This is a genomic window from Sphingomonas sp. (assembly GCF_964263785.1).
Taxonomy (GTDB): Bacteria; Pseudomonadota; Alphaproteobacteria; order Sphingomonadales; family Sphingomonadaceae; genus Sphingomonas.
In genome coordinates this window covers 147,800-169,809 of sequence record NZ_CAXVWL010000050.1, presented here as the reverse complement: position 1 = coordinate 169,809, position 22,010 = coordinate 147,800, and the positions used below count along the sequence as shown (strand labels likewise).

27 protein-coding genes and 1 pseudogene are annotated in these 22,010 nt (G+C 68.2%); 19 read left to right on the top strand and 9 right to left on the bottom strand.

Going from position 1 to position 22,010, the window contains the following annotated elements; genetic code table 11:
- From ACE5C1_RS07105 to ACE5C1_RS07070, 8 genes are all read left to right on the top strand, one after another.
- Positions 1-189 (top strand): 2-oxo acid dehydrogenase subunit E2 (locus ACE5C1_RS07105; RefSeq protein WP_374943353.1); only part of this gene is annotated, 189 nt, incomplete at its 5' end.
- Between the two features lies 1 nt (position 190).
- Positions 191-388, top strand: a complete 198-nt coding sequence (locus ACE5C1_RS07100) for a hypothetical protein (RefSeq protein ID WP_374943352.1) — start codon at positions 191-193, stop codon at positions 386-388.
- 35 nt (positions 389-423) lie between these two features.
- On the top strand, positions 424-771 hold the full coding sequence (locus ACE5C1_RS07095; protein ID WP_374943362.1) for an acyl-CoA thioesterase: 348 nt from the start codon (positions 424-426) through the stop codon (positions 769-771).
- 51 nt (positions 772-822) lie between these two features.
- Complete coding sequence (locus tag ACE5C1_RS07090) at positions 823-1,101, top strand: hypothetical protein (RefSeq protein WP_374943351.1); 279 nt, start codon at positions 823-825, stop codon at positions 1,099-1,101.
- Positions 1,098-1,502: a PIN domain-containing protein gene (locus ACE5C1_RS07085; protein ID WP_374943350.1), complete on the top strand. Its 405-nt coding sequence runs from the start codon at positions 1,098-1,100 to the stop codon at positions 1,500-1,502. Before ACE5C1_RS07090 ends, ACE5C1_RS07085 begins: the two co-directional genes overlap by 4 nt.
- Positions 1,502-2,896 carry a dihydrolipoyl dehydrogenase gene (gene lpdA, locus ACE5C1_RS07080; RefSeq protein WP_374943349.1) on the top strand — a complete coding sequence of 465 codons (1,395 nt, stop codon included), beginning with the start codon at positions 1,502-1,504 and terminating at the stop codon, positions 2,894-2,896. The genes ACE5C1_RS07085 and lpdA overlap by 1 nt, the downstream gene beginning before the upstream one ends.
- Positions 2,893-4,170, top strand: coding sequence for an amidohydrolase family protein (locus tag ACE5C1_RS07075; RefSeq protein WP_374943348.1), 1,278 nt, complete (start codon positions 2,893-2,895; stop codon positions 4,168-4,170). The genes lpdA and ACE5C1_RS07075 overlap by 4 nt, the downstream gene beginning before the upstream one ends.
- Positions 4,171-4,224: 54 nt before the next feature.
- A complete protein-coding gene (locus ACE5C1_RS07070; RefSeq protein ID WP_374943347.1) occupies positions 4,225-4,566 on the top strand; it encodes a DUF3140 domain-containing protein in 342 nt (113 codons plus the stop codon).
- A gap of 199 nt (positions 4,567-4,765) precedes the next feature.
- On the opposite strand, the gene ACE5C1_RS07065 is transcribed toward ACE5C1_RS07070, so the two are convergent.
- Complete coding sequence (locus ACE5C1_RS07065; RefSeq protein ID WP_374943361.1) at positions 4,766-7,012, bottom strand: putative bifunctional diguanylate cyclase/phosphodiesterase; 2,247 nt, start codon at positions 7,010-7,012, stop codon at positions 4,766-4,768.
- Positions 7,013-7,197: 185 nt separating this feature from the next.
- On the bottom strand, positions 7,198-8,952 hold the full coding sequence (locus ACE5C1_RS07060) for a fatty acyl-AMP ligase (RefSeq protein WP_374943346.1): 1,755 nt from the start codon (positions 8,950-8,952) through the stop codon (positions 7,198-7,200).
- 132 nt (positions 8,953-9,084) lie between these two features.
- Between ACE5C1_RS07060 and ACE5C1_RS07055 the strand changes: the two genes are divergently transcribed.
- The 5 genes and pseudogenes from ACE5C1_RS07055 to ACE5C1_RS07035 form a co-directional block, all read left to right on the top strand.
- Positions 9,085-9,639, top strand: coding sequence for a regulatory protein RecX (locus ACE5C1_RS07055; RefSeq protein ID WP_374943345.1), 555 nt, complete (start codon positions 9,085-9,087; stop codon positions 9,637-9,639).
- Between the two features lie 78 nt (positions 9,640-9,717).
- A complete protein-coding gene (locus ACE5C1_RS07050) occupies positions 9,718-10,293 on the top strand; it encodes a cold-shock protein (protein WP_374943360.1) in 576 nt (191 codons plus the stop codon).
- Positions 10,290-10,769 carry a DUF192 domain-containing protein gene (locus tag ACE5C1_RS07045; protein WP_374943344.1) on the top strand — a complete coding sequence of 160 codons (480 nt, stop codon included), beginning with the start codon at positions 10,290-10,292 and terminating at the stop codon, positions 10,767-10,769. Before ACE5C1_RS07050 ends, ACE5C1_RS07045 begins: the two co-directional genes overlap by 4 nt.
- Before the next feature lie 207 nt (positions 10,770-10,976).
- Positions 10,977-11,372: an NADH:ubiquinone oxidoreductase subunit NDUFA12 gene (locus ACE5C1_RS07040; protein WP_374943343.1), complete on the top strand. Its 396-nt coding sequence runs from the start codon at positions 10,977-10,979 to the stop codon at positions 11,370-11,372.
- 200 nt (positions 11,373-11,572) lie between these two features.
- Positions 11,573-11,806, top strand: a pseudogene (locus ACE5C1_RS07035) (DUF2155 domain-containing protein); the annotation flags it as partial.
- A gap of 35 nt (positions 11,807-11,841) precedes the next feature.
- On the opposite strand, the gene aat reads toward ACE5C1_RS07035, so the two are convergent.
- From aat to ACE5C1_RS07000, 7 genes are all read right to left on the bottom strand, one after another.
- Positions 11,842-12,543, bottom strand: coding sequence for a leucyl/phenylalanyl-tRNA--protein transferase (gene aat / locus ACE5C1_RS07030; RefSeq protein ID WP_374943359.1), 702 nt, complete (start codon positions 12,541-12,543; stop codon positions 11,842-11,844).
- Positions 12,544-12,569: 26 nt separating this feature from the next.
- The gene (locus ACE5C1_RS07025; RefSeq protein ID WP_374943342.1) at positions 12,570-13,271 is read right to left on the bottom strand and encodes a ParA family protein; all 702 of its coding nucleotides are present in this window, start codon (positions 13,269-13,271) and stop codon (positions 12,570-12,572) included.
- Positions 13,272-13,582: 311 nt separating this feature from the next.
- Positions 13,583-13,966 carry a hypothetical protein gene (locus ACE5C1_RS07020; protein ID WP_374943341.1) on the bottom strand — a complete coding sequence of 128 codons (384 nt, stop codon included), beginning with the start codon at positions 13,964-13,966 and terminating at the stop codon, positions 13,583-13,585.
- A 54-nt stretch (positions 13,967-14,020) separates the two neighbouring features.
- Complete coding sequence (locus ACE5C1_RS07015; RefSeq protein WP_374943340.1) at positions 14,021-15,331, bottom strand: type VI secretion protein ImpB; 1,311 nt, start codon at positions 15,329-15,331, stop codon at positions 14,021-14,023.
- A 30-nt stretch (positions 15,332-15,361) separates the two neighbouring features.
- Complete coding sequence (locus tag ACE5C1_RS07010) at positions 15,362-15,850, bottom strand: DNA-deoxyinosine glycosylase (protein WP_374943339.1); 489 nt, start codon at positions 15,848-15,850, stop codon at positions 15,362-15,364.
- 2 nt (positions 15,851-15,852) lie between these two features.
- Positions 15,853-16,248, bottom strand: a complete 396-nt coding sequence (locus ACE5C1_RS07005) for a type II toxin-antitoxin system VapC family toxin (protein WP_374943338.1) — start codon at positions 16,246-16,248, stop codon at positions 15,853-15,855.
- Positions 16,245-16,523, bottom strand: coding sequence for a type II toxin-antitoxin system VapB family antitoxin (locus tag ACE5C1_RS07000; RefSeq protein ID WP_374943337.1), 279 nt, complete (start codon positions 16,521-16,523; stop codon positions 16,245-16,247). The genes ACE5C1_RS07005 and ACE5C1_RS07000 overlap by 4 nt, the downstream gene beginning before the upstream one ends.
- Before the next feature lie 99 nt (positions 16,524-16,622).
- Between ACE5C1_RS07000 and ACE5C1_RS06995 the strand changes: the two genes are divergently transcribed.
- The 6 genes from ACE5C1_RS06995 (at position 16,623) to ACE5C1_RS06970 (ending at position 22,008) form a co-directional block, all read left to right on the top strand.
- Positions 16,623-17,591 (top strand): cysteine synthase A, encoded by a 969-nt coding sequence (locus ACE5C1_RS06995; RefSeq protein WP_374943336.1) that lies wholly within the window; start codon positions 16,623-16,625, stop codon positions 17,589-17,591.
- 57 nt (positions 17,592-17,648) lie between these two features.
- Positions 17,649-17,909 (top strand): hypothetical protein, encoded by a 261-nt coding sequence (locus ACE5C1_RS06990; protein ID WP_374943335.1) that lies wholly within the window; start codon positions 17,649-17,651, stop codon positions 17,907-17,909.
- A gap of 268 nt (positions 17,910-18,177) precedes the next feature.
- Complete coding sequence (locus ACE5C1_RS06985; RefSeq protein WP_374943334.1) at positions 18,178-18,678, top strand: division/cell wall cluster transcriptional repressor MraZ; 501 nt, start codon at positions 18,178-18,180, stop codon at positions 18,676-18,678.
- Complete coding sequence (rsmH, locus tag ACE5C1_RS06980) at positions 18,675-19,622, top strand: 16S rRNA (cytosine(1402)-N(4))-methyltransferase RsmH (protein ID WP_374943333.1); 948 nt, start codon at positions 18,675-18,677, stop codon at positions 19,620-19,622. The genes ACE5C1_RS06985 and rsmH overlap by 4 nt, the downstream gene beginning before the upstream one ends.
- Positions 19,619-20,290 carry a hypothetical protein gene (locus ACE5C1_RS06975; protein WP_374943332.1) on the top strand — a complete coding sequence of 224 codons (672 nt, stop codon included), beginning with the start codon at positions 19,619-19,621 and terminating at the stop codon, positions 20,288-20,290. The genes rsmH and ACE5C1_RS06975 overlap by 4 nt, the downstream gene beginning before the upstream one ends.
- Positions 20,287-22,008 (top strand): peptidoglycan D,D-transpeptidase FtsI family protein, encoded by a 1,722-nt coding sequence (locus ACE5C1_RS06970; protein ID WP_374943331.1) that lies wholly within the window; start codon positions 20,287-20,289, stop codon positions 22,006-22,008. The genes ACE5C1_RS06975 and ACE5C1_RS06970 overlap by 4 nt, the downstream gene beginning before the upstream one ends.
- Positions 22,009-22,010 lie beyond the last annotated feature (2 nt).

Sequence of the window (22,010 nt, the reverse complement as noted above, 5' to 3'; positions counted from 1 at the left end):
CAGGGCATGATCCTGGCGGTCGGCGCGGGCGAGAAGCGGCCGTACGTGATCGACGACCAGCTCGCGGTCGCCACCGTGATGAGCGCCACCGGCAGCTTCGATCACCGCGCGATCGATGGCGCCGATGGCGCCGAGCTGATGAAGGTGTTGAAGGAACTGGTCGAGACGCCGCTGGGGATGCTCGCATAAGGTGACGCGCACGCTGGTCGAGCTGCTCCACATCCTCGCCGGGCTGGCGGCGGCAGCGGCGCTGACGAGCGCGGTCGCCTGGTCGTATCCGCTCGGCGCGACGACAGCGTGGTGGTGCGGCGGCGCGGCGATGGTCGCGACCGTGGTCATGGGGGTGGGTCCGTTGCGACGGGCATGGATGCAGGACCGGCCACGGTGAGCGGGCTGCCGGACCTGGCGCCGACCATTCGCGTCATGACCATGCCTGCCGACGCGAACCCCTACGGCGACATCTTCGGCGGCTGGCTGATGGGCCAGATGGACCTCGCCGCAGGCTCGGTCGCGTCTCGCCACGCAGGCGGCCGCGCGGTGACGATCGCGGTCGACGCGATGAAGTTCCACGCGCCGGTCCTCGTCGGCGACGAAGTATCGGTCTACGCGACGCTGGTCGCGGTCGGCCGCACGTCGATGACGATCGAGGTCGAAGCCTGGCGAAGGCCGCGCCACGGCGACGACGCCTGCAAGGTCACGCAGGCCCGCTTCGTGTTCGTCGCGACGGACGAGGAACGCAAGCCGCGGATGGTGGCGAGCCTGACATATTGATACTTGAAAGGCCGATGTGTACCTTGCAGATACACAATTCGGAAAGCTGTCATGAAGATGGGGATCAAGGAGTTTCGAGAGCGGCTGGGGGAGGTGGCGTTGGGAGACGAGGTGATCGTCCTCACGCATCATGGCAAGCGCGTCGGGCGTTACTTGCCTGAACGTCTGCGTGAGCCGCGCGACATTGACTTGGACGCCTGGGTCAGAGAGCGGGAGGAATCGGCGCGTCGATGGCGCGCAGTGACACCAAGCTGGCGCGAGCGGCTGGCAGCCTTCGGCATTCCCGAGGATGAGATAGCACAGTTGGAGGCGGATGATCGGTGCTCGTGACCGACACCAATATCCTGCAGCGGGTGAGCCAGGGCAAGGCTATGCTGCACGTAAGGGCTTTACGCCAACGCGGCGTCCGTTTGGCGACCACCGACCGCAACGCCTTCGAGTTGCGGCGCAATCTTGTCGGCAAGCTGGGGTTAAGCGAAGAAGAGGCCGCCGTCGAGCTGGAGCGGGTGCTCGCGCCATTCGAGCTGATCCTAAGCGACGATTACGATTATCTGCAAACCGCCGCCGACGTCCGGCTTCGCGAGGGTGGAAAATCCGATTGGCCTGCGCTTGCCGCGGCGCTGGCCTTCGATGGTCAGATCTGGTCGGAAGATGTCGATTTTTTCGGTGTCGGCGTGCCGGTCTGGACGACCAATAATGTTCGGTTTGCACAAGCAGAAGAGAATGACTGATGCCTGACACCTACGACCTCATCATCCTCGGCTCCGGCCCGGGCGGCTATGTCGCCGCAATCCGGGCGTCGCAGCTCGGGCTCAAGGTCGCGATCGTCGAGCGCGAGCGGTTGGGGGGCATCTGCCTCAACTGGGGGTGCATCCCGACCAAGGCGTTGCTGCGGACGTCCGAAATCTATCACTACATGACCCACGCCGACGCATACGGATTGAAGGCGGACAACGTCGGCTTCGATCTTGGCAAGATCGTCGACCGCTCGCGCAAGGTCGCCGGGCAGCTCAACGCCGGCGTCAAGGGATTGATGAAGAAGAACAAGGTCGCGGTCCACGAAGGCGTCGGCACGATCACCGCGCCCGGCAAGCTCCAGGTCAAGCAGGGCGACAAGACCGTCGACTTGGAAGCAAAGAACATCATCGTCGCCACCGGCGCCCGTGCGCGCGACCTGCCCTTCGCCAAGGCCGACGGGGAGCGTATCTGGACCTACCGCCACGCCATGGTGCCAAAGGAAATGCCGACCAAGCTGCTGGTCATCGGCTCGGGCGCGATAGGCGTGGAATTCGCCAGCTTTTACAATGACATGGGCGCAGACGTCACCATCGTCGAGATGCTCGACCGCATCCTCCCCGTCGAGGATGCCGAGATCAGCGACTTCATGCATAAGGCGCTGACCAAGCAGGGCATCAAGATCGTCACAAGCGCGAAGATAGAGAAGATACAGGCCGGCGCGAAGGCCGCCACGGCGTCGATCACGGGCAAGGACGGCAAGGTCGAGACGACCGACTACAGCCACGTCATCGTCGCCATCGGCATCGTCCCCAACACCGAGAACATCGGCCTCGAAGCGCTCTGCGTGGCGACCGATCGCGGCCACATCGCCACCGATGGCTATGGCGCCACCAACGTGCCGGGCATCTGGGCGATCGGCGACGTCACCGGCGCGCCGTGGCTGGCGCACAAGGCCCGCCACGAAGGCCTCATCGCGGTCGAGAAGATCGCCGGCGGCCACCCCCACCAGATGGACAAGGCCAACATTCCCGGCTGCACCTACAGTCGCCCGCAGGTCGCCAGCGTCGGCATGACCGAGGCGAAGGCCAGGGAAGCCGGCTACGATCTCAAGGTCGGCAAATTCCCCTTCATCGGCAACGGCAAGGCGATCGCGCTCGGCGAGGCGGAGGGCTTCGTGAAGACGGTGTTCGACGCCAAGACCGGCGAATTGCTGGGCGCACACATGGTCGGTGCCGAAGTGACCGAGCTGATCCAGGGCTACGTGATCGCGCGCCAGCTGGAGACCACCGAGTCCGAGCTGATGGAAACCGTCTTCGCGCACCCGACCTTGAGCGAGATGATGCACGAAAGCGTCCTTGCCGCCTACGGGCGCGCGATCCACATATGATCCGCACGCTGTTCGCCGCCGCCGCTGCGATCGCCGCTGCACCGGCGGCCGCGCAGACTGCCGTGGTCACCGCCGCGCACCTGCTCGATCCGGCGAGCGGGCGGATGCTCGACGATCCGGTGGTGGTGATTACCGACGGCCGCGTCACCTCGGTCGTCACCCGCAACGGCGGCCGCCCGGCGATCCCGGAGGGCGCGACGCGGATCGACCTTCCGGGCAAGACGATCCTGCCCGGCCTGATCGACATGCACGTCCACCTGACCGGCGACGCGCGGATCAGCGGCTATCGCGCGCTCGAATATACCGACAGCTTCTGGACGGTCGTCGGCGTCGCCAACGCGCGCAAGGTGCTCGACGCCGGCTTCACCACGGTGCGAAACGTCGGCGCGGACAATTACGCCGACATCGGCCTGAAACAGGGGATCGATGGCGGCTACGTGCCCGGACCACGGATCGTCGGCGCAGGCTATGCGCTCGGCGCCACCGGCGGGCATTGCGACGGCAGCGAGGCGTTTCCGCCGTCGTTCGCCACGCTGCCCAGCCCCAATGTCGCCGACACGCCCGACGGCTATCGCAAGCTGGTCCGCACCCAGCGCAAATACGGCGCCGAGGTCATCAAGATCTGCGCGACCGGCGGCGTCCTGTCGAAGGGCGATGCGCCCGGGGCGCAGCAGATGACCTTGGCGGAAATGAAGGCGGTCGTCGACGAAGCGCACATGGCCGGGCTGAAGGTCGCGGCGCACGCGCACGGCAAGAGCGGCATCGACGACGCGATCCGTGCGGGGGTGGACACCATCGAGCACGCCAGCCTGGCCGATGCGGAGAGCTTCCGCCTGGCCAAGGCGGCGGGGACGTGGTTCTCGATGGACATCTACAACGACGACTACATCCTGGCCGAGGGCGCGAAGAACGGTGTGCATGCCGAATCGCTCGAAAAGGAGCGGGTCATCGGGCGCAAGCAGCGCGAGACCTTTCGCGATGCGTACAGGGCGGGCGTCAAGATGATCTTCGGCACCGACAATGGCGCGGTCTTTCCGGCCGGCACCAACGCGCTGCAATTCGCCACAATGGTGCAATGGGGCATGCCGCCGCTGGAGGCGATCCGTGCCGCCACGACGAACGCTGCGGACGCGCTCGGGCGCAAGGGGCAGGTTGGAGTGATCGCGCCCGGCGCCTGGGGCGACATCGTCGCGGTCGACGGCGATCCGCTGGCCGACGTGCGCGTCCTCGAACATCCGTCCGCAGTCATCAAAGGCGGCGTGCGCGTCCACTGACGCGTGGCAACCCGCTTCGGTGTGCTGCGTTGGCATGGGCGAAGGAGACTGCGTGTGCCCGACGACTGGAACGACCTGTTCAAGCACTTCTCGGACGCGGTGAACATGGCTCCCGCCGAGCTGGAGCGCTGGCTCGACACCGACGACAGCAAGCGCGTCGGCTGGAAGGGCGAGGACGGCAAAGGATCGGGCGAGAGCGTCGGTCACAAATCGGGCAAGCACATCGTCGCGATCAAGCGGACGAAAAAGGCCGACCTGACCGATGCGGACTACGCCCATATGAAGAAGGTCGTGTCCTACGTCGCCCGGCATTCCGCGCAGGGACCGGCGGCGGACAAGGAGCACAGCGACTGGCGCTACTCGCTGATGAACTGGGGCCACGATCCGTGCAAGTGACGGCGTGCGCTCCGATCAGCGTTCTCCGTCACCCCCGGCCTTGTGCCGGGTCCGGGGTTCGGCTGGCGACGCGCTGAAGCCTAAAGTACGTCGCCCGGCTGCTCGCTGGACCCCGGAACAAGGCTCTCCTGAGCGAAGTCGAAGGGCCCGGGGTGACGCAGTGTTTGGTGCAACCGCGTCGTACGAATCGTAAGCGGTCTCAAGCCGCCGCCGCGGCGTTCTGCCCCCGGCACGCCAGCCGACGCGCTTCCTCCACCGGCAGCGGCCGGCCGAAATAATAGCCCTGCACCTTGGTGCAGCCGAAGTCCTGGACCATCGCATGCTCGGCCTCGGTCTCCACCCCTTCCGCGGTCGTCGCCATGCCCAGGCTGCGCGCCAGTGCCACCACCGCGCGGATGATCGCCACCGCCTCGCGCACGCCCTTCGACGCGGCGGTCACGAAGCTGCGATCTATCTTGATCGACGAGAAGCGCGTGCGGCTGAGATAGCCGAGCGACGAATAGCCGGTGCCGAAATCGTCTAGGCTGAGGCGCACGCCCAGATCGACGATGCGTTCGAGCACCTTGGTCGCGTGCTTGCCCTGCATGAACACGCCTTCGGTGACCTCGAGCTCCAACCGCTCGGCGGGCAGGCCGCTGCCAGCGAGCGCGGAGGCGACCGTCGCGACGAAGGCGGGGCTCTGCAGCTGCTCGGCCGACACGTTGACCGCGATGCGCAGGTGCCTCGGCCAGCGCGCCGCCTCCTCGCATGCGGTGCGCAGCACCCATTCGCCGATCGGCCCGATCAGCCGCGCCTCCTCGGCCAGCGGCACGAACTTGACTGGGCTGACGACCCCGAAGGTCGGGCTGGTCCAGCGCAGCAGCGCTTCGAACCCGGTCAGCCCGCCGGTCTCGGCGTCGACCACCGGCTGGTAGTTCAAGTGCATCTCGCCACGCTCCAGCGCGGTGCGCAGCGCCATCTCCAGTACCCTTCGTTCCTCGGCCTGCGCATGCAGTTGCGGCTCGTAGGCATGGAACACCCCGCCGCCCGCATCCTTCGAGCGATACAGCGCCAGGTCGGCGGAACGGATCAGCATCTCGGCGGTACGCCCGTCGCGCGGCGCCATCGCCACACCGATGCTGGCACCGACATGCAGCGTATGCTGGTCGACCTCGTACGGGCGCGACAGCGTCTCGATGATGCGGTTGGCGAGCTTCTCGACCGCGTCGGTGTCGCTGGCATCGCGGACCACGATCGCGAATTCATCGCCGCCCAGCCGTCCGCACATCTCGCTCTTGCCCATCAGCTGCGCCAGCCGTTCGGCGACGCGCTGGAGCAGGCGGTCGCCGATCGGATGGCCCAGCGTGTCGTTGACCGCCTTGAACCGGTCGAGGTCGAGCATCATGAAGGCGCAGCGATTGCCCCATTTCTCCGCCTCCGCCATCGCGCGGACCAGCGCCTCGTTCAGCATCAGCCGGTTGGGCAGCCCGGTGAGCGTGTCATAGCGTGCCATGCGATTGATCTTGTCCGCGGACGCGCGCTGCTCGGTGACGTCCGAGCCGACGCCGCGGAAGCCGCAGAACGCGCCGCCCTCGTCGTAGCGGGGCGAAGCGGCGATCTCCCACCAGCGTTGCGCGCCGCCGACCATCACCGGCAGTCGCAGGTCGCGAAAGCTTTCGCGCGCCTTCAGCTTGGCGGCAAGCGTATGGAGCCCGGCAGCGAAATTGCCTTGCTCCCAGCTCGGGCCGGCGAGCACCTGGAGGAACGGCATGCCGTCGATCGCTTGCGGATCGAGCCCGCAGGCGCGGGCGAAACGCGCGTTGACGCGGACGACGCGGCGCGCGGCGTCGGTCTCCCACAGCCAGTCGGCGCCGTCGTCCTCGAATTCGCGGAGCAGCAGGCTGACCGTCTCGTCGCGCTCGTCGATCGCCAGCCGGGTGGCGCGGATCGCCACAAGCGTGCGCGTCCGCGCGATCGCGGCAGCGCAGAGCAGCGCGACGATCGCCACCACCGCCACCGTGCCCGGATAGTCCCCGGCGATGCCCAGCCGCACCGCAACCGCTGCGCCCAGGCCCGCCACGAAGGCGCAGACCGCAAGCGCGAGCGGTGCCGCGACCGCGGTTGCCACCATCAGCACCGACACGATCAGCCACAGCCCGGGATGATGGCTGGCGTCGTTGTAGAAGACGAGCGGCGCGACCGCCCAGACGATCGCCAGCGCGGCACCCTCGACCCCGGTCGCGCGCAGTTCGGCCAGCGTCGCGCCGGTATCGCCGCGGTGACGGGTCCGCATCCGTCGCACCGCGATCAGCCCCGCGGCGGCGGCCACCACCGCGCACCAGCCGGCGAGCTCCAGCCGTGCGACCTGTCCGGCGTAGATCCACGCGACGATCGCCGCGGCGATCACGTGAAGCGCGATCAGCGACGGCGCGCGCGCGCGGGCCGCATGGATCTGCTCCGCGCGCATCCGCGCCGCTTCGGCCGCATCGTTTCCTTCGCGCAAGCCCAGCAGCACGAGCAGCGGGACGTTCGGCGTGGCCGGGGCGGATGCGGGCTGGTTGTTCACACGGTGGTGCGTAGCAGGCGCTGGTTAGCGGATGGTTTGCATCGCCGGGATGTGATCCAAATTAATCCTGCAGGCGCGCACCGGGCTCAGGCGGCGAGGTCGTACGGCTTGATGTCGCCCGACAGATACAGGTTGCGCGCCTTCGCACGGCTGAGCTTGCCCGATGAGGTGCGCGGCAGGGTGCGCGGCGGGATCAGTTCGATGACGCAATTCATCCCCGTCACCGATCGCACCCGCTCGCGGATCTCCTCACGCAGCCGCACGCGCTCGCCTTCATCGGAACTGCGGCACTGGACGAGGACCGCCGGGGTCTCCTCGCCACCCGGCGTGGTGATCGCAAAGGCGGCGATGTCGCCTTGCTTGAAGCCGGGCAATTGCTCGACCGCCCATTCGATGTCCTGCGGCCAGTGATTGCGGCCGTTGACGATGATCATGTCCTTGGCGCGACCAACGATGTAGATGTAGCCGTCCGACAGATAGCCCATGTCGCCGGTGTCGAGCCAGCCGCCGACCATGCACGCGTCGGTCGCGGCCTGATCGCGGAAGTATCCCGCCATCACCGACGGACCGCTGCACCACACCTTGCCGATCGCGCGCTCGGGCAAGGGCGTGCCGTCCTCCTCGCGAATCTGGATCGTCATGTCGCGCGCGGGCTTGCCGCAATTGACGATCGCACGAAACCGCTGCGGCCGGTCCTTGCGATCTTCGCCGCCCGACAGGTCGGTTTCGGCGACCAGCTCGACGCGGATGCCTTCGCCCGGCGGCATGATCGACACCGCCAGCGTTGCCTCGGCCAGACCGTAGCTGGGCAGGAACGCGCTCGCCTGGAACCCCGCGTCGGCGAAGGCATCGACGAAGCTCTGCATCACGTCGGGCCGGATCATGTCCGCGCCGTTGCCCGCGACCCGCCAGCGCGACAGATCGAACCGGTCGCCGGCGCGCGTCTGCGACGAGATGCGCCGCGCGCAGATGTCGTAGCCAAAGGTCGGCGAATAGGAGAGGGTGGTGCCCTCGTTGCGGCTGATCAGGTCGAGCCACGCGAGCGGACGCCGTGCGAAATCCTCGGTCTTGAGGTAATCGGTCGACACCTGGTTGGCGACCGGCGACAGGAAGCAGCCGACCAGCCCCATGTCGTGATACCACGGCAGCCACGACACGCAGCGATCGCCGGCACGGATGTCCATACCGTGGCTGTGCGCCGCCAGATTGTTGAGCAGCGCGGCGTGGGTGATCGCGACGCCGTGCGGGAAGCGCGTGGAGCCACTTGAATATTGCAGGTACGCGATGTCGCCGGCCGCCGCCTGCGGCAGGGCGGCGTCGGGCGCCGCGCCAACCGCGAATGCGGCCCAGTCGACCCCGGCGATTCCCGCCGCCTGTGCCGCAGCACCGGCCAGTTCGCCGATCTCGGGCGGATAGAGGATCATTTTGGGGTCGCAGCTCGTGAGCTGGACGCGCAATTGCTCGATATAGGTGTCGCGTCCGCCGAACGAGGTCGGCAGCGGCAGCGGCACCGGCCACGCGCCCGCATACACCGCGCCGAAGAACAGCGCGGCGAACTCCGCACCCGTCTCGGCGACCAGCGCGACCCGGTCCGCCGGCGCGATACCTGTCGCGATCAGTCGCCGCGCCATCGCCAGCGCATCGCGCCGCAGTTCGGCATAGGGATAGGCGCGGGTCAGCACCCCGCGCGCATCGTGGAAATTCAGCCCGCGGGTACCCGCCGCCGCATAGTCCAGCGCCTCGCCCAACGTCGCGAAATCGGCCAGCCGCCGCGGCAGCGCGTCGTCTGTCGGGGTAGGGGCTGGGGCGGGGTGCAGCGCCATCGGCTGGGCGATCGTCATGCGGTTCGTCGTCCTCGATATCCTCGGCACGTTCCAATTACGCCAGCACCACGCGCGCGGATTGCACCAATCTGCGCCTATGCCCTTCGCGCACGTTCAAATTCCGATGCTACTGTGGCACAATCATGGCGCATGACCGAAACGACCCGTCCCGCCGCCAAGCGCGAACGCCGGCCGCCGCCGCCGCTCGACGCCGCTGCCCTCGAACGACTGGCGCTGCGCTATGTCGAGCGGTTCGCGACGACCCGCGGGCGATTGGCGGATTACCTCAAGCGCAAGGTTCGCGAACGCGGCTGGGAGGGTACGCCCGCCGATCCACGCGCCGTGGCCGATCGGATGGCGGAACTCGGCTACATCGACGATCGCGCCTATGCCGAGGCCCGCGCCACCGCGATGACCCGACGGGGTTTGGGCGCACGGCGGATCGCGGGCGCCTTTCGCCAGGCCGGGATCGACGACGTCGACGCGCAAGCGGTCGCCCCCGCGATCGCCGAGAGCGCGGGCGCCGCGGCGCTGGCGTTCGCACGGCGGCGGCGGATCGGTCCCTGGGCGCGCGACCGCGCGGACCGTGCGGGTGCGCAAAAGCAGATCGCGGCGATGCTGCGCGCCGGCCACCGCTTCGATCTCGCGCGCCGGATCGTGGCGCTGCCCCCCGGCGCGGAGCCCGACGCGGATGATTTTGGTTAAATCGAACAGGGTCGCGGTGCTGCCACGGATTGCGGCGGCGACCAAGCATGCTAGGCATGGCCGTACAGGGGAATCGTGATGCGTGCAGAGGGGGAACGCGCCGGCACAGGGCTTATCGACGGAGCCGGCGGAGGGGACGGCGACGCGGTGGCGCTGAGCGGCACGATCAAGTGGTTCGACATGACCCGCGGCTTCGGCTTCGCGGTGTGCGACGATCCGGCGGTCGGCGACATCCTCGTGCATTTTTCGGTCATCCAGCCGCACGGCCGCCGCAGCCTCCCCGAAGGTGCGCGGGTCCAGACCATGGCGGTGCGGCGAGGCCGCGGATACCAGGCGCGAGAGATCGTCTCGATCGACCTGTCGGACGCGGTCGAGGAACCCGCGGTGCGGCGCCGCCAGGACGACGACCGGGTCGATCCGGTCGCGCTGATCGACGCCGCCGGGCCGTTCGAGGCGGTGACGGTGAAGTGGTTCAACCGTCTGAAAGGCTACGGCTTCCTGGTCCGCGGCAGCGACGGCAGCGACGTGTTCGTCCACATGGAAACGCTGCGCCGCGCGGGGCTCGCCGGGATCGAGCCCGAACAGCCGGTACGCGCGCGTGTCGTGATGGGGCGCAAGGGGCCGCTCGCGGTCGCGGTCGAGCCCGCGGCTTGAGGCGCATCGGATGCGCATTGCTGCTCGCCATCGCCGGGTGCAGCCCCGACGCCGGCACCGCGTCGCGAAATGAGGTCGCCCAAGGCGGCGGCGCGCGCCTCCCCGTGTCGATCGCGAGCGCCAACGGCACCCACGTGTTCCGCGTCGAGGCCGCAAAGACTGCCGCGCAGCAGGAACAGGGACTGATGTTCCGCACCGATCTGACGCCCAATGGCGGCATGCTGTTCGCGCCCTACCTGGACGCGAGCGGCGCGCCCAAGCCGGCGAACTTCTGGATGAAGAACACGCCGACCGCGCTCGACATCGTCTTCATCCGCGCCGACGGAACGATCGCGCGGATCGCCGAGAACACCGTGCCGTTTTCCGAAGCGCTGGTGCCGTCGGGCGAGCCGGTCGCCGCGGTGCTCGAACTGGTGGGGGGACGGACGGGCGCGTTGGGCATCGCCGAGGGGGACAAGGTCACTTGGCCGCGGTGAGGGCAATGTCGGCCTTCGCTCTCCGTTCGCCCTGAGCGTAGTCGAAGCCGTCCTGAGCGCCTGCCTTTGCAGGCAGTCGAAGGGGGCATGGTCTTGGCACGATCTTTAGACTTCGCTTGGCTCGAATAGAAGTGGGACAGCGTTGCCACAGCAGACCCCAACCGATCCACCATTGAACCCCCCGCCCCCCCGCGGTAAGCGCACGCCATGTCCATTCTCGGTTCGATCTTCACCTGGTGGAACGGCGCCAGCATCGGCACCCGCCTCTACGGCCTGCGCGGCATGGCGAAGATGGGCTCGGATGCGCTCGGCAACGCCTATTACGAGGGCGGCGTCGACACCGCCGGGCGCAAGCGCCGCTGGGTGATCTACGAAGGTGCGAACGACGCCAGCCGGGTGCCCCCCGAATGGTTCAGCTGGCTTCACCACCAGGTCGATGGCGTGCCCGATCAGGCGCTGCCGCCGCCGCGCGCGTGGCAAAAGCCGGCGATCCCCAATCTCACCGGTACCGCACTTGCCTATCGGCCCGCAGGTGCGCTCGAGAAGGGCGGCATCCGTGCGGCGGCGACCGGTGATTACGAAGCCTGGACGCCCGAAGGGTGACGAGACGTTCCGTCGCCGCGGCCGTGCTGGCCGTGGCACTTGCGCTGGCGGGCTGGCTCGGGTGGCGCGCGACTCGCCCCGCCCCGGTGCCGGTCGCCGCGAGCGTCGCCGAGCAGGAGGTGCCTACCGCTGCTCCCGCCGCCGAGACGATCGAAACGGTGGACCCCGGCGCCGATGCGATTCCCACCGGTGGTACCCCGATGGCCGAGCGGGTCGCGGTGCTGGGGCTGCTCAACAAGCGCAACGGGGTCAGCCGCGAACTGACGCTGAAGCCTGGTCAGGCGACGCGGATCGGCGATACGGTCATCCGCCTGCGCGCGTGCGAGCACAGCGCGCCGTGGGAGGATGCGCCGCTGACCGGCGCCTTCGTCCAGCTCGACGTCCGCGGCGTTGATCGCGCATGGCGACGCGCCTTCTCGGGATGGCTGTTCAAGGAACGCCCCGCGCTGAATGTCGTCCAGCATCCGATCTACGACGTGTGGACCAAAAGCTGCGCGATGTCCTTCCCGGATGGCGGTCCCGATACGGTGCCCGTCGGCAGCCTCCAGCCGAGGTCGAGCGCGCCAAAGTCGCCTGCGGGCAAGCAACCCGCCGCCGAAGCGCCGCCGACGACGCCCGAAAGCGCCTCGCCCAGTAACGCGACATAAGTCTTGCGGTCGATCTCGATCGCGCCGAGCGAGGCGAGGTGCGCGGTCTGGAACTGGCAGTCGAGCAGCGTATAGCCACCGATCCGCAGGCGCGCGACGAGCCAGGCGAGCGCGACCTTCGAAGCGTCGGTCGCGCGGCTGACCATGCTCTCGCCGAAGAACGCACGCCCGAGCGCCAGGCCATAGAGCCCGCCGACCAGCCGCCCGTCCCTGTCGCGGCACTCGATCGAATGCGCGAAGCCCATAGCGTGCAGTTCGGCGAACACCCGCTCGATGCCTCGGTTGATCCAGGTTTCGGGACGACCCGCAACGCTTTGCGCGCACAGCCGCACGACCTCGCCGAACGCGGTGTCGGCGGTCACGCGGAAGCGGTCGGCGGCGATCGTCTTGCGCAGCGAGCGCGCGCAGCGAAAGCCGTCGAGCGGCAGCACCGCGCGCCGCTTGGGCTCGACCCAATAAACGTCGGGCGCGTCGCGGTCGTCGGCCATCGGGAACACGCCCACCGCATAAGCGCCGAGCACCATCTGCGGATCGAGGGCAAGTTTCGCGCTCACCCGGCGAGCCGTTGCTCGATCGTGCGCCACAACGCCGCGAACGCCTGCGCCGGCGCCGAGCGGGGCGCAAAGGCGCCGACCGCGGCGCGGTGGGTCGCCATCGCCTCGACGATGCTCGACATCGGCACCACCGGCCAGTCTGGGTGCCGGGCCAGCGCATCGGCGTGGAGGCGGCGGCGGCGGTCGACCATCGTGAAGATCGGCATGAGCGGCGTCCGCCCGCCGACCCGCTCGACGACCGCATCGAGCGCGCGCTCGGACAGCGGCGAGGGGATAACGGGCACGACGATCAGGTCGGCCGCACGGATCGCCTGGTCGGCGACCTCGCCCAGTCCGGGCGGGCAATCGAGAACGACCCGGTCGTAGTCGCCGGCCCGCGCGATCAGCTTGGTCAGCCGCTTCTTGGCACCCGCTTCGTGGAACAGCCGGTCGAGCCCGTGCAGCGAGGCATCCGCGCCGATGACGTCGAGCCGCTCCCAGGCTGTCCGCCTCGGCTTGGCTGCGGCGTCGCGCGCAAAGATGGCACGCGCCTGCTCGCCGCCGGTATCGCCCAGCAGCCACGTCGCGGCCGCTTGCGGATCGAGATCCCAGAGCAGGGTTCGCCGCGCCGACAGCGTCGCCGAGGCCCAGGCCAGATTGACCGCGGTCGTGGTCTTGCCGACCCCGCCCTTCAGCGCATGCACCGCGATCGTCGCCATGGTGCAAGCGTGCCCTCAGGAGCGGCGAGTGGCAAGGGCTGCATCGATCGACGGCAGTTTACGCGGCTTCGTTCGAAAGCCGCGTGCAACGACTTGCGATGTTGGAGAAGCTGCGTCAGCTTTACAGCCGTCTCTTTCATTCCCGGTCGGCAGGATTCCGACCGCGGTCCCAATGCCGACACCGAAAAGCTGCTCTTGGACTCACCTTAGCCTCACCTTCCGCGCATCGAACCGCGTCACGCCGTCCGGTACGCAAGGAAAGCGCCCACGCGACGGTCTCGCGCGGACGCCGGGTTGAGGAAAAGGCGCGCTTAGGCCCGACAGGTCTGCGACGGCTTGCCGGGCGTGGTGACGGTGATGCTCGCGGGCGTTCCGGTCAGCTTCCAACCGCCCTCTGCGGTCAGCGGCTCGCCGGCGGCGGGCGCGGTCAGACGGGTGGGCGGGCCGTCCTGCTTGGTGCGGACATTGACCTGCTTGTCGCCTTCGAAAAAGGCGACGTAGATCAGGCTGTTGTCCTTGCAGCGGAACGACTTGTCCGCCTTGATCGCGGGCGGCAGTTCGACCGGTGCGGCGTTCGCCAGCACGGTCTTCATCGGATCGGGGTTGGCGTCGACCACTTCGGGTGCGGATGGCTGCGAGTTGCAGCCTGACAGCGAAGCAGCGGCGAGGAGGGCGAAGAAGGGGAGGGTTCTCATAGCGCCGCGACGTTTCGCGGATGCAGCATCTGGCGTCAAGCGGATGATCGCACGTCACTCATGGAACTCGCTAGCCTCGGGGATACGGCCAAAGGCGATCTTGGTGCCGACATGGTCGATCCTGCCGCCGCCGAGCGGCCCGACCGAAACCGCATTGCGCCCGAAGCGCTCGTTCAGCCGGTCCATCGCACGGCTGAGCGCCAGCCCGCGTGTCTCGCGTGCCAGCGGGTCGGTGGGGGCGAGATGCGCAAAGAGCGAGCCCTGCTCGCCCGCCATCGCCTCGATCTCGCACAAGGTGACGCCGATCATGCGGATGCGAAAGCCTCCCGGCCGGTCGCGCGCCGCTTCGCGCAGTCGCGGGAACATTGTTTCGAGCCGGTCGAGGACGACGAAGCTGTCCTCGGTCGCGGGCAGCTTGATCGAGGTGCGCCACGTCGACTTGTCGTCCTCGAAGCGCGCATGCAGCACCAGCAGCCGCGCGCGATACCCCTTGCGCCGCAACCGGCTCGCGGCTTTCAGCGCCAGGCGCCGCGCGGTCAGCCGAACCGCTTCGACGCCGCGGCGGGTGGGCGACAGGACGTGGCTATGCCCGATCGTCCGGCTCTGCGTCGGCTTCTCGGGCAGGTCGACGCCGTGGAGCAGATACCACAACCGGTCGCCGTTGGTGCCGCCCCATGCCTGCCCCGCCTCGCGCGGGCGGCGCTCGCACAACTGGCGGATGTCGTTGACGCCATCGAGCGCCAAGCGTCGCTCCATCTTCGCGCCGATCCCCGCGATCTCGCGCAAGGCGAGGCGGTAGAGCGCGTGGGGCAGGTCGCGGTCCTCGAAGACGACCAGGCCGTCGGGCTTCTGCAGGTCGCTGGCCAGCTTAGCGAGCAGCCGGTTGGGCGCGATCCCGACCGAACTGGTCAGCCGCTCGCCGACATTGGCTCGGATGCCTGTCTTGATCCGCCGCGCCAGCGCCTCGGCCGCATCGCGCGTGTTCTCGTTGTCGAGCAGATGGCACGCGACCTCGTCGATCGAGCACACCTTGGTGACCGGTATATGCCGCCAGATCTCGGCGACAATCGCCTCGTGGAAGGCGACGTAGCGGTCGTGGCGCGCAGGCGTGACGATCACCTCCCGGCACAATTGCTTCGCTTCCCACACCGGCGTGCCCGTCTTGATGCCATAGCGCTTGGCCTCGATCGATGCCGCGATCGCCACTGTCGTATCGGCGCCGACCGGCGCGACGATCACCGGCCGTCCGCGCAAGGACGGCTGCAACTGCTGCTCGACACTGGCGAAATAGCTGTTGAGATCGAGGAACAGCCATCGCAGCGGGCGCGGGGGAAGGTCGGGGCAGGGCGACTCGGCATGGCGCATGGCCGTGGAACATTAACAGAACGCGCGAACTCAGGCGAGATAGTCGGCGAGCGCGCTCCACGCCGGTTGCTTGGCAGGGAGGCCGACGGTGTGAAGCGGGCTGGACGAGGGCAGGTCGACCAGCGCGACGTGCTCGTCACCGAGCAGCGGCCGCCCGATCTTCGCCGCCAGGCCGCCGTTGAACGCGACCGCGCGCAGATCGGGCAACGTGCGGACCAGCGCCGCAAGGTCGTTCGTTTCCGCATCGCGGATCGCGGCGTCGGCGCTGCCACGCCGTCGCGCCGTCGCAACGACGTCCCAAAGCGCGATCCTGCGGCCTTGCAACACCCGCAACCGCGTGTCGTAGCTCAGCGTCGCAAGCGGACGCCCCACGACCGGCGACAGCAACCGCCAGAACTGATTCTGCGGATGGGCGTAATAGCGTTGCTCCGTCAGGCTGCGCTCCCCCGGCAGGCTGCCGACGATAAGCAGCCGCGCATCTGGCGCAGCGACGGGCGAGAAGGAGGATTTGACGTCCACCCCTATTCTATCGCTTTCAGGACATCGGTGTGGCCGAAGTCGTCGCCCTTGAAGAGCAACGGCTCACCGGTCGCCTTGGCAAGCGCATAGGAGAAGCAATCGCCGAAGTTGAGCTTGGCCGGATGCCCCGAGCCGCGTCCGAACGCGCGATATGCCAGCCGAGCGAGTTCCGACTGCGCTACGTCGACGGCGGCGATCCGGATCGAGAACGTCTCGAGCAGCCGTTCCGCAATTATCGCCAGTTCGGCTTTGTCCTTTCTGAACAATACCACACCCAGTTCGATCCAGCTTCCCGCGGATAGCTGAATTTGGTTGGAGGAGGCGAGCGCCACCTGAAAACGCTCTTGCCCGGGCTCAGCAAGGAGAATCGCGGCCAGCACCGAAGTATCGACGATCACAAGGCAAAACCGTCCGGTTGCTCGTCGTCGTAGATGGCGTCCATCACCTCCTTGGACGTTTTGCCTCTCCAGTCGTCGGGCATAAGGTGCTGAAATTCCGCTACCAACGCGCTCACGCGTTGGAGCTTGGCCTGGATAGCCGCCTCTCGGTCCGAATCGGCGCGTTCCAGTGCCGCGTGAATGGCATGGGTCACCGAAGTTCCGCCAGCGTCCGCCAGCTTCCGCGCCAACCGTACAGTTGCAGGATTCTTGATGTTCAGCTGCATGCCCATCATTCTACCTCCAGTCGCCAGATTTCTACCATAAGCGCAGGTTCGCGGCAACGCAGGCAAGATCGCTTGGTCCCCGCCGCCCGCGCGCCTATCTTCGGCTGCATGCATATCGTTCCCGACACGCTCTCCCTTATTGGCAACACCCCGCTCGTCCGGCTCAAGGGACCTAGCCAGGCCGCGGGTGCCGACATTTTCGGCAAGTGCGAATTCGCCAATCCCGGCGCCTCGGTGAAGGACCGCGCCGCGCTGTTCATCGTCGAGGATGCCGACGCGCGCGGCACGCTGAAAGCCGGCGGGACGATCGTCGAGGGAACCGCCGGCAACACCGGCATCGGCCTGGCGCTGGTCGCCAACGCCAAAGGATACAAGACGACCATCGTCATGCCCGAGACGCAGAGCCGCGAGAAGATGGACACCTTGCGCGCGCTCGGTGCCGAGCTCGTGCTGGTTCCGGCCGCGCCTTATTCGTCGCCCTGCCACTTCGTTCACACCTCGCGCCGGATCGCCGAGGAGACGCCGGGCGCGATCTGGGCGAACCAGTTCGACAACGTCGCCAATCGCCGCGCGCATGTGCTGGGCACGGCCGAGGAAATCTGGACGCAGATGGAGGGGCGCATCGACGGCTTCACCTGCGCGGCGGGCACCGGGGGGACGATCGCGGGGGTCGGGCTGGGGCTGAAGGCAAAGGACGATCGCGTGACGATCGCGCTCAGCGACCCGCATGGCGCTGCGCTCTACGATTATTACGCACACGGCGAGCTGCGGTCGGAGGGCTCTTCGGTCGCCGAGGGCATTGGCCAGGGTCGCATCACCGCCAATCTGGAAGGTGCGCCGATCGACACCCAGTTCCGCATCTCCGACGAGGAAGGCTATGGGTGGGTGCGTCGGCTGCTGGACGAGGAGGGGCTGTGCCTGGGGCTGTCGTCGGGCATCAACGTCGCCGGAGCGATACGGCTGGCGACGGCGCTGGGCACCGGAAGCCGGGTCGCGACGATCCTGTGCGACACCGGTTTTCGCTATCTTTCGACCCTCCACAACCCCGCATGGCGCGCGGAGAAAGGCCTCGCCTGACCGGTCGATTCGACAGGTGGTCCGACTTGGGCTAGTTTTATCGGACCAATGAAGCCTGTGCGCGACTCTTCCCAATCGATCCAGCGTGTTAAGGTCGGCCTGATCGGATTGGCTGCGGTCATGCTGCTGATCGCGCTTGCCAGCCTGGTCATCGGATCGGCGACGCGTGAGCGCCCGGTCGTCGCGATCGGTGCTCCCAAGCCCGAGGTCGTCGCCAATATGGGACTCGACAACGTCGCTGGGCCGTCAAGCGAGCCGCTCGCCGAGCTCGGCGTCGCGCCCAGCACGAACGCGCAGGCGCCTGCGGTGCAGCCATGACCGAAGCGCCGTTAAAATCCGGGGAAATCCCGAATGTCATTGCGATAACAGCGGCTTACCGACCTTGGTGGCAGTGCCGTACTTGTGCTCCGTCGAGATCGGTACGGAATGATTTCCCGTAATCTCCCGTAAAATCCCGTTGCGTCCCCGGGGGACCCCTGATACGTCTTCGTAACAGAGGGCAAACTCACATCTGCATCGAGCAGGACCGACCGGCATCGTGGGGCGCCGGCCGGATCGAGAGCGCCTGTGCGTATCGGGGAACGGGGTGTCGGGCAGGGGCCGCTATCAGGGGGACGGGATCGGCCTTGTCGACGACAAGGGCCGGGTCGCGATTCCCTCCGCGCTCCGCACTACGCTGGCGGCCAACACCCCTAAGTCGAACGGCAAGGACGGCGGCACGATCGTGATCGGCGCGCACCAACGCCACCCGTGCCTGGTCGCCTACGACCCCAATTATCTCGACATTCTGGCCGAGAAGCTCGACCGCCGCGAGGCCGAGAACACGCACGCCGACGGTGAGTTCGACTATAACATCAAACGTCGGGCCGCCTCGGGCGAGGCAGTGCCCTTCGACGGGTCGGGCCGCTTCATCATGCCGCGCTTTCCCCGCTTCCACGCCGGCATCGGCGAGCATGCGTTCTTCTACGGCGTTTTCGATTATATCGAGATCTGGGATCCCAAGACGCTCGTCGACACGCCCGACGCGCCCGAGATCATGAAGTCGATGGCGCGCTTCTACATGGCCGAGAAGGGCGTGGCGCTGTGACCGGCGCGCCGCATGTCCCCGTCCTGCTCGACGAGGTCGTCGCTGCGCTTGCGCCTGCGCCCGGCGAGACGATGGTCGATGCGACCTTCGGCGCGGGCGGCTATGCGCGCGCGCTGCTCGCCCGGGGCGCGCGGGTGATCGCGTTCGACCGCGACCCCGATGCGATCGCCGCGGGACGCGCGACGGAGATCGACGGCCTGACGCTGATCGAGCGCGAGTTCTCCGCGATGGAGAGCGCGGTCGAGGCGACGTCGGTCGATGGGGTGACGATGGACATCGGCGTGTCGTCGATGCAGTTGGACCAGGCCGAGCGCGGCTTCTCGTTCCAGGGCGACGGGCCGCTCGACATGCGGATGACGCAGGACGGTCCGACCGCGGCGGACTTCGTCAACGAGGCGGACGAGGGCGACATCGCCGACGTCCTCTACCGCTATGGCGACGAGCCCAAGTCGCGCCGCGTCGCGCGTGCGATCGTCGCGGCACGGCCGCTGACGCGCACCGGCGAACTCGCGACGGTCATCCGCCGCGCGCTCGGCCACCGCGCGCACGACAAAAAGGACCCGGCGACCCGCGCATTCCAGGCGATCCGCATCCACGTCAACCGCGAACTGGACGAGCTGGCGGACGGTTTGGCGGCGGCGGAGCGGGTGCTGAAACCCGGCGGCCGGCTGGCGGTGGTGACCTTCCACAGCCTGGAGGACCGGATGGTCAAGCGCTTCCTGCGTGACCGCTCGGGCGCCGCGCCTTCAGGTTCGCGTCATCTTCCGAACACCATCGACGCGGGGCCCGCGCCCAGCTTCGAGGGCGTCGGCAAGGCGGTGCGCGCGAGCGAGGTCGAATTGGCGCGCAACCCGCGCGCCCGGTCGGCGACTTTACGGACGGCGCGGCGCACGGACGCCGCGGCGTGGACAATGGGTAACGCGTTCGAGGAGCGAAAAGCATGACGGCGGCGCATCGGTTGAAGGGCGTGGGCTGGTTCGGCAGCTGCGTGGTGGTGGTTCTGGCCTTCTATCTCGTGTCGCTCCAAGTCGCGGCCGAGCGCAACCGGCTGGACGCGGTCAACGCCCGCGTCGCCGACGCCGAGCACGACATCCGCGCGCTGGAGACCGAGTTCGACACGCGCGCCAACCTGGCGCAGCTCGAGCGGTGGAACGGCGACACGCTGGCACTGACCGCGCCTGTGGCGGGCCAATTCGTCGCCGACGAAACCGCGCTCGCGTCGATCGACGTGACCGCAGGGGCTGCCGCCGCGCCGGACGGATCGCCGATCCGTACCGCCGCGCTGCTGGTGCCGAGCCTGACGAATGTCAGTCTCCAGACCATTGCGCCGACGCTGCCGCCCTCTGCACCGACTGCCGCGATCCAGACCGCCTCCGTGCAGGTCGCCGCGATCGAGCCCGCGCCCATCCGAGCCGCCCGAGTTGTGCAGGCCGCAGCGCCCGTGCGTACGATCGCGACGACCCCGAAGGCGCAGGCGGCGATGTACCGCGCGGTGGCGGTTGCCAACGTCCGCCCGCAAGCCGTCGCGATGCTCGATCGCAAGCTGCTGTCCGATTCGACACTCGGCGACATTCTCAGCGGCGCCCGCGCCGAGTCGGGCCGTCGCCGGTGAGCGTGCTGGTTGCCCGTCCGATCGGTCAACGCCGCGACCCGCGACAGCGCCATGCGCTGATCGGCGTGGCGCATACCCGCCTGATGATGCTGATGATGCTGTTCGCCACCGCAGTCGCGGTGGTGATCGTGCGGCTGGCCATGCTGGCGATCTTCGCCGGCCCTGCGGACGCGGCGACCCGGACGGCGACGCTGGCGGGGCGCGGCGATATCGTCGATCGCAACGGCGCGCCGCTCGCCCGGACGATCGACGCCTGGACGATCGCGGTCCACCCGAAGAAGCTGATCGGCGACCCCATGGACATCGCGTCACGGTTGGCAGCGCTGATGCCCGACCGTGGCGACCAGGCGTGGTTCTACGCGCAACTGACCAAGAACGTCAGCTTCACCTATCTCCAGCGTCGCGCCAGCCCGACGTTGGTGGAACAGGTCAATGCGATCGGCGAGCCCGCGCTGGTGTTCGCGCGCGAAACCCAGCGGCTGTACCCGCAATCGAACATGGCGGCGCACGCGCTCGGCTTTCTGTCGACCGACGGGCACGGCATGAGCGGGATGGAGCGGGTGCTCGACGCCCGGCTGACCAACCCGGCGACCGCGGGCACGCCCGTCGCGCTGTCGATCGACACGCGCGTCCAGGCGGCGATGGAGAGCGAACTCGGCCGCGCGATGGCGACCTTCTCCGCCCGCGGCGCCGCGGGACTCGTGCTCGACGTGCACACCGGCGAAGTCGTCGCGATGGTATCGCTGCCGACGTTCAACCCCAACCGGGTCGGCATGTCGGGCGTCGAGGAACTCCGCAACGCGACGACGCAGAGCGTCTTCGAGCTCGGCTCGACGTTCAAGCCGATCACCATGGCGACCGCGATCGAATCGGGGGTCGTCACCGACATGAGCCGACGCTTCGACGCGACTGCGCCACTGCATGTCGGCCGGTTCACGATCCACGACGAGCGCGGCGATCCCAAGCGCTGGCTCAACATCCCGGAAACACTGATCTACTCGTCCAACGTCGCCACCGCGCGTGTCGCGGACGAGCTGGGTCCCCAGCGGCTCCAGGCGATGTTCCGCCGGCTGGGCTTCGACACGCGGCCCGATATCGAGCTCAAGGAAAAGGGGCGGCCGCTATGGCCGACCTATTGGGCGCGGACGACGACGATGACCACCGCCTACGGCCACGGCATCGCGATCACCCCGCTGCAGCTCGCCAACGCCTATGCGGCGCTCGTCAATGGCGGCATCTGGCGGCCGACGACGTTGCTCAAGGTCGGGCCCGACCATCCCGCGCCCGCCGGGCGCCGCGTGATCAGCGAGACGACGAGCGCACGTATGCGCCAGCTGCTCCGGCTGATCGTGCTGAAAGGTACGGGCCGCAAGGGCGAGGCGCCCGGATTTCGTGTCGCAGGCAAGACGGGGACCGCGGAGGCGGCGTCCGCCGGCGGATACGACAAGAGCCGCAACGTCGCCACGTTCGTGGCCGCCTTTCCGATCGACCAGCCGCGCTATGTGGTGCTCGCGATGCTCGATTCGCCGCTCGGCACCAAGGAGACGTCCGGCTGGAAGACCGCGGCCTGGAACGCCGCGCCGGTGGTCGGCCGGGTGGTGAGCCGGGTCGGCTCGCTGCTGGGCGTCATCCCGGACGATCGCCGCGACATTGACGAGAGCGACCTGCTGCCGCTGCTCTGGCAGGAGCCGGGCGAGAAGCAGGCGGACGCCCAATGAGG

Bases quoted from the DNA above. Each gene is read 5' to 3' on its own strand.
- ACE5C1_RS07095 (WP_374943362.1), top strand. From the start codon at position 424: ATGACCATGCCTGCCGACGCGAACCCCTACGGCGACATCTTCGGCGGC.
- ACE5C1_RS07090 (WP_374943351.1), top strand. From the start codon at position 823: ATGAAGATGGGGATCAAGGAGTTTCGAGAGCGGCTGGGGGAGGTGGCG.
- lpdA (WP_374943349.1), top strand. From the start codon at position 1,502: ATGCCTGACACCTACGACCTCATCATCCTCGGCTCCGGCCCGGGCGGC.
- ACE5C1_RS07075 (WP_374943348.1), top strand. From the start codon at position 2,893: ATGATCCGCACGCTGTTCGCCGCCGCCGCTGCGATCGCCGCTGCACCG.
- ACE5C1_RS07065 (WP_374943361.1), bottom strand. From the start codon at position 7,012: ATGCGCGCGGAGCAGATCCATGCGGCCCGCGCGCGCGCGCCGTCGCTG.
- ACE5C1_RS07060 (WP_374943346.1), bottom strand. From the start codon at position 8,952: ATGACGATCGCCCAGCCGATGGCGCTGCACCCCGCCCCAGCCCCTACC.
- ACE5C1_RS07055 (WP_374943345.1), top strand. From the start codon at position 9,085: ATGACCGAAACGACCCGTCCCGCCGCCAAGCGCGAACGCCGGCCGCCG.
- ACE5C1_RS07050 (WP_374943360.1), top strand. From the start codon at position 9,718: ATGCGTGCAGAGGGGGAACGCGCCGGCACAGGGCTTATCGACGGAGCC.
- ACE5C1_RS07040 (WP_374943343.1), top strand. From the start codon at position 10,977: ATGTCCATTCTCGGTTCGATCTTCACCTGGTGGAACGGCGCCAGCATC.
- aat (WP_374943359.1), bottom strand. From the start codon at position 12,543: ATGGTGCTCGGCGCTTATGCGGTGGGCGTGTTCCCGATGGCCGACGAC.
- ACE5C1_RS07025 (WP_374943342.1), bottom strand. From the start codon at position 13,271: ATGGCGACGATCGCGGTGCATGCGCTGAAGGGCGGGGTCGGCAAGACC.
- ACE5C1_RS07020 (WP_374943341.1), bottom strand. From the start codon at position 13,966: ATGAGAACCCTCCCCTTCTTCGCCCTCCTCGCCGCTGCTTCGCTGTCA.
- ACE5C1_RS07015 (WP_374943340.1), bottom strand. From the start codon at position 15,331: ATGCGCCATGCCGAGTCGCCCTGCCCCGACCTTCCCCCGCGCCCGCTG.
- ACE5C1_RS07000 (WP_374943337.1), bottom strand. From the start codon at position 16,523: ATGATGGGCATGCAGCTGAACATCAAGAATCCTGCAACTGTACGGTTG.
- ACE5C1_RS06995 (WP_374943336.1), top strand. From the start codon at position 16,623: ATGCATATCGTTCCCGACACGCTCTCCCTTATTGGCAACACCCCGCTC.
- ACE5C1_RS06975 (WP_374943332.1), top strand. From the start codon at position 19,619: ATGACGGCGGCGCATCGGTTGAAGGGCGTGGGCTGGTTCGGCAGCTGC.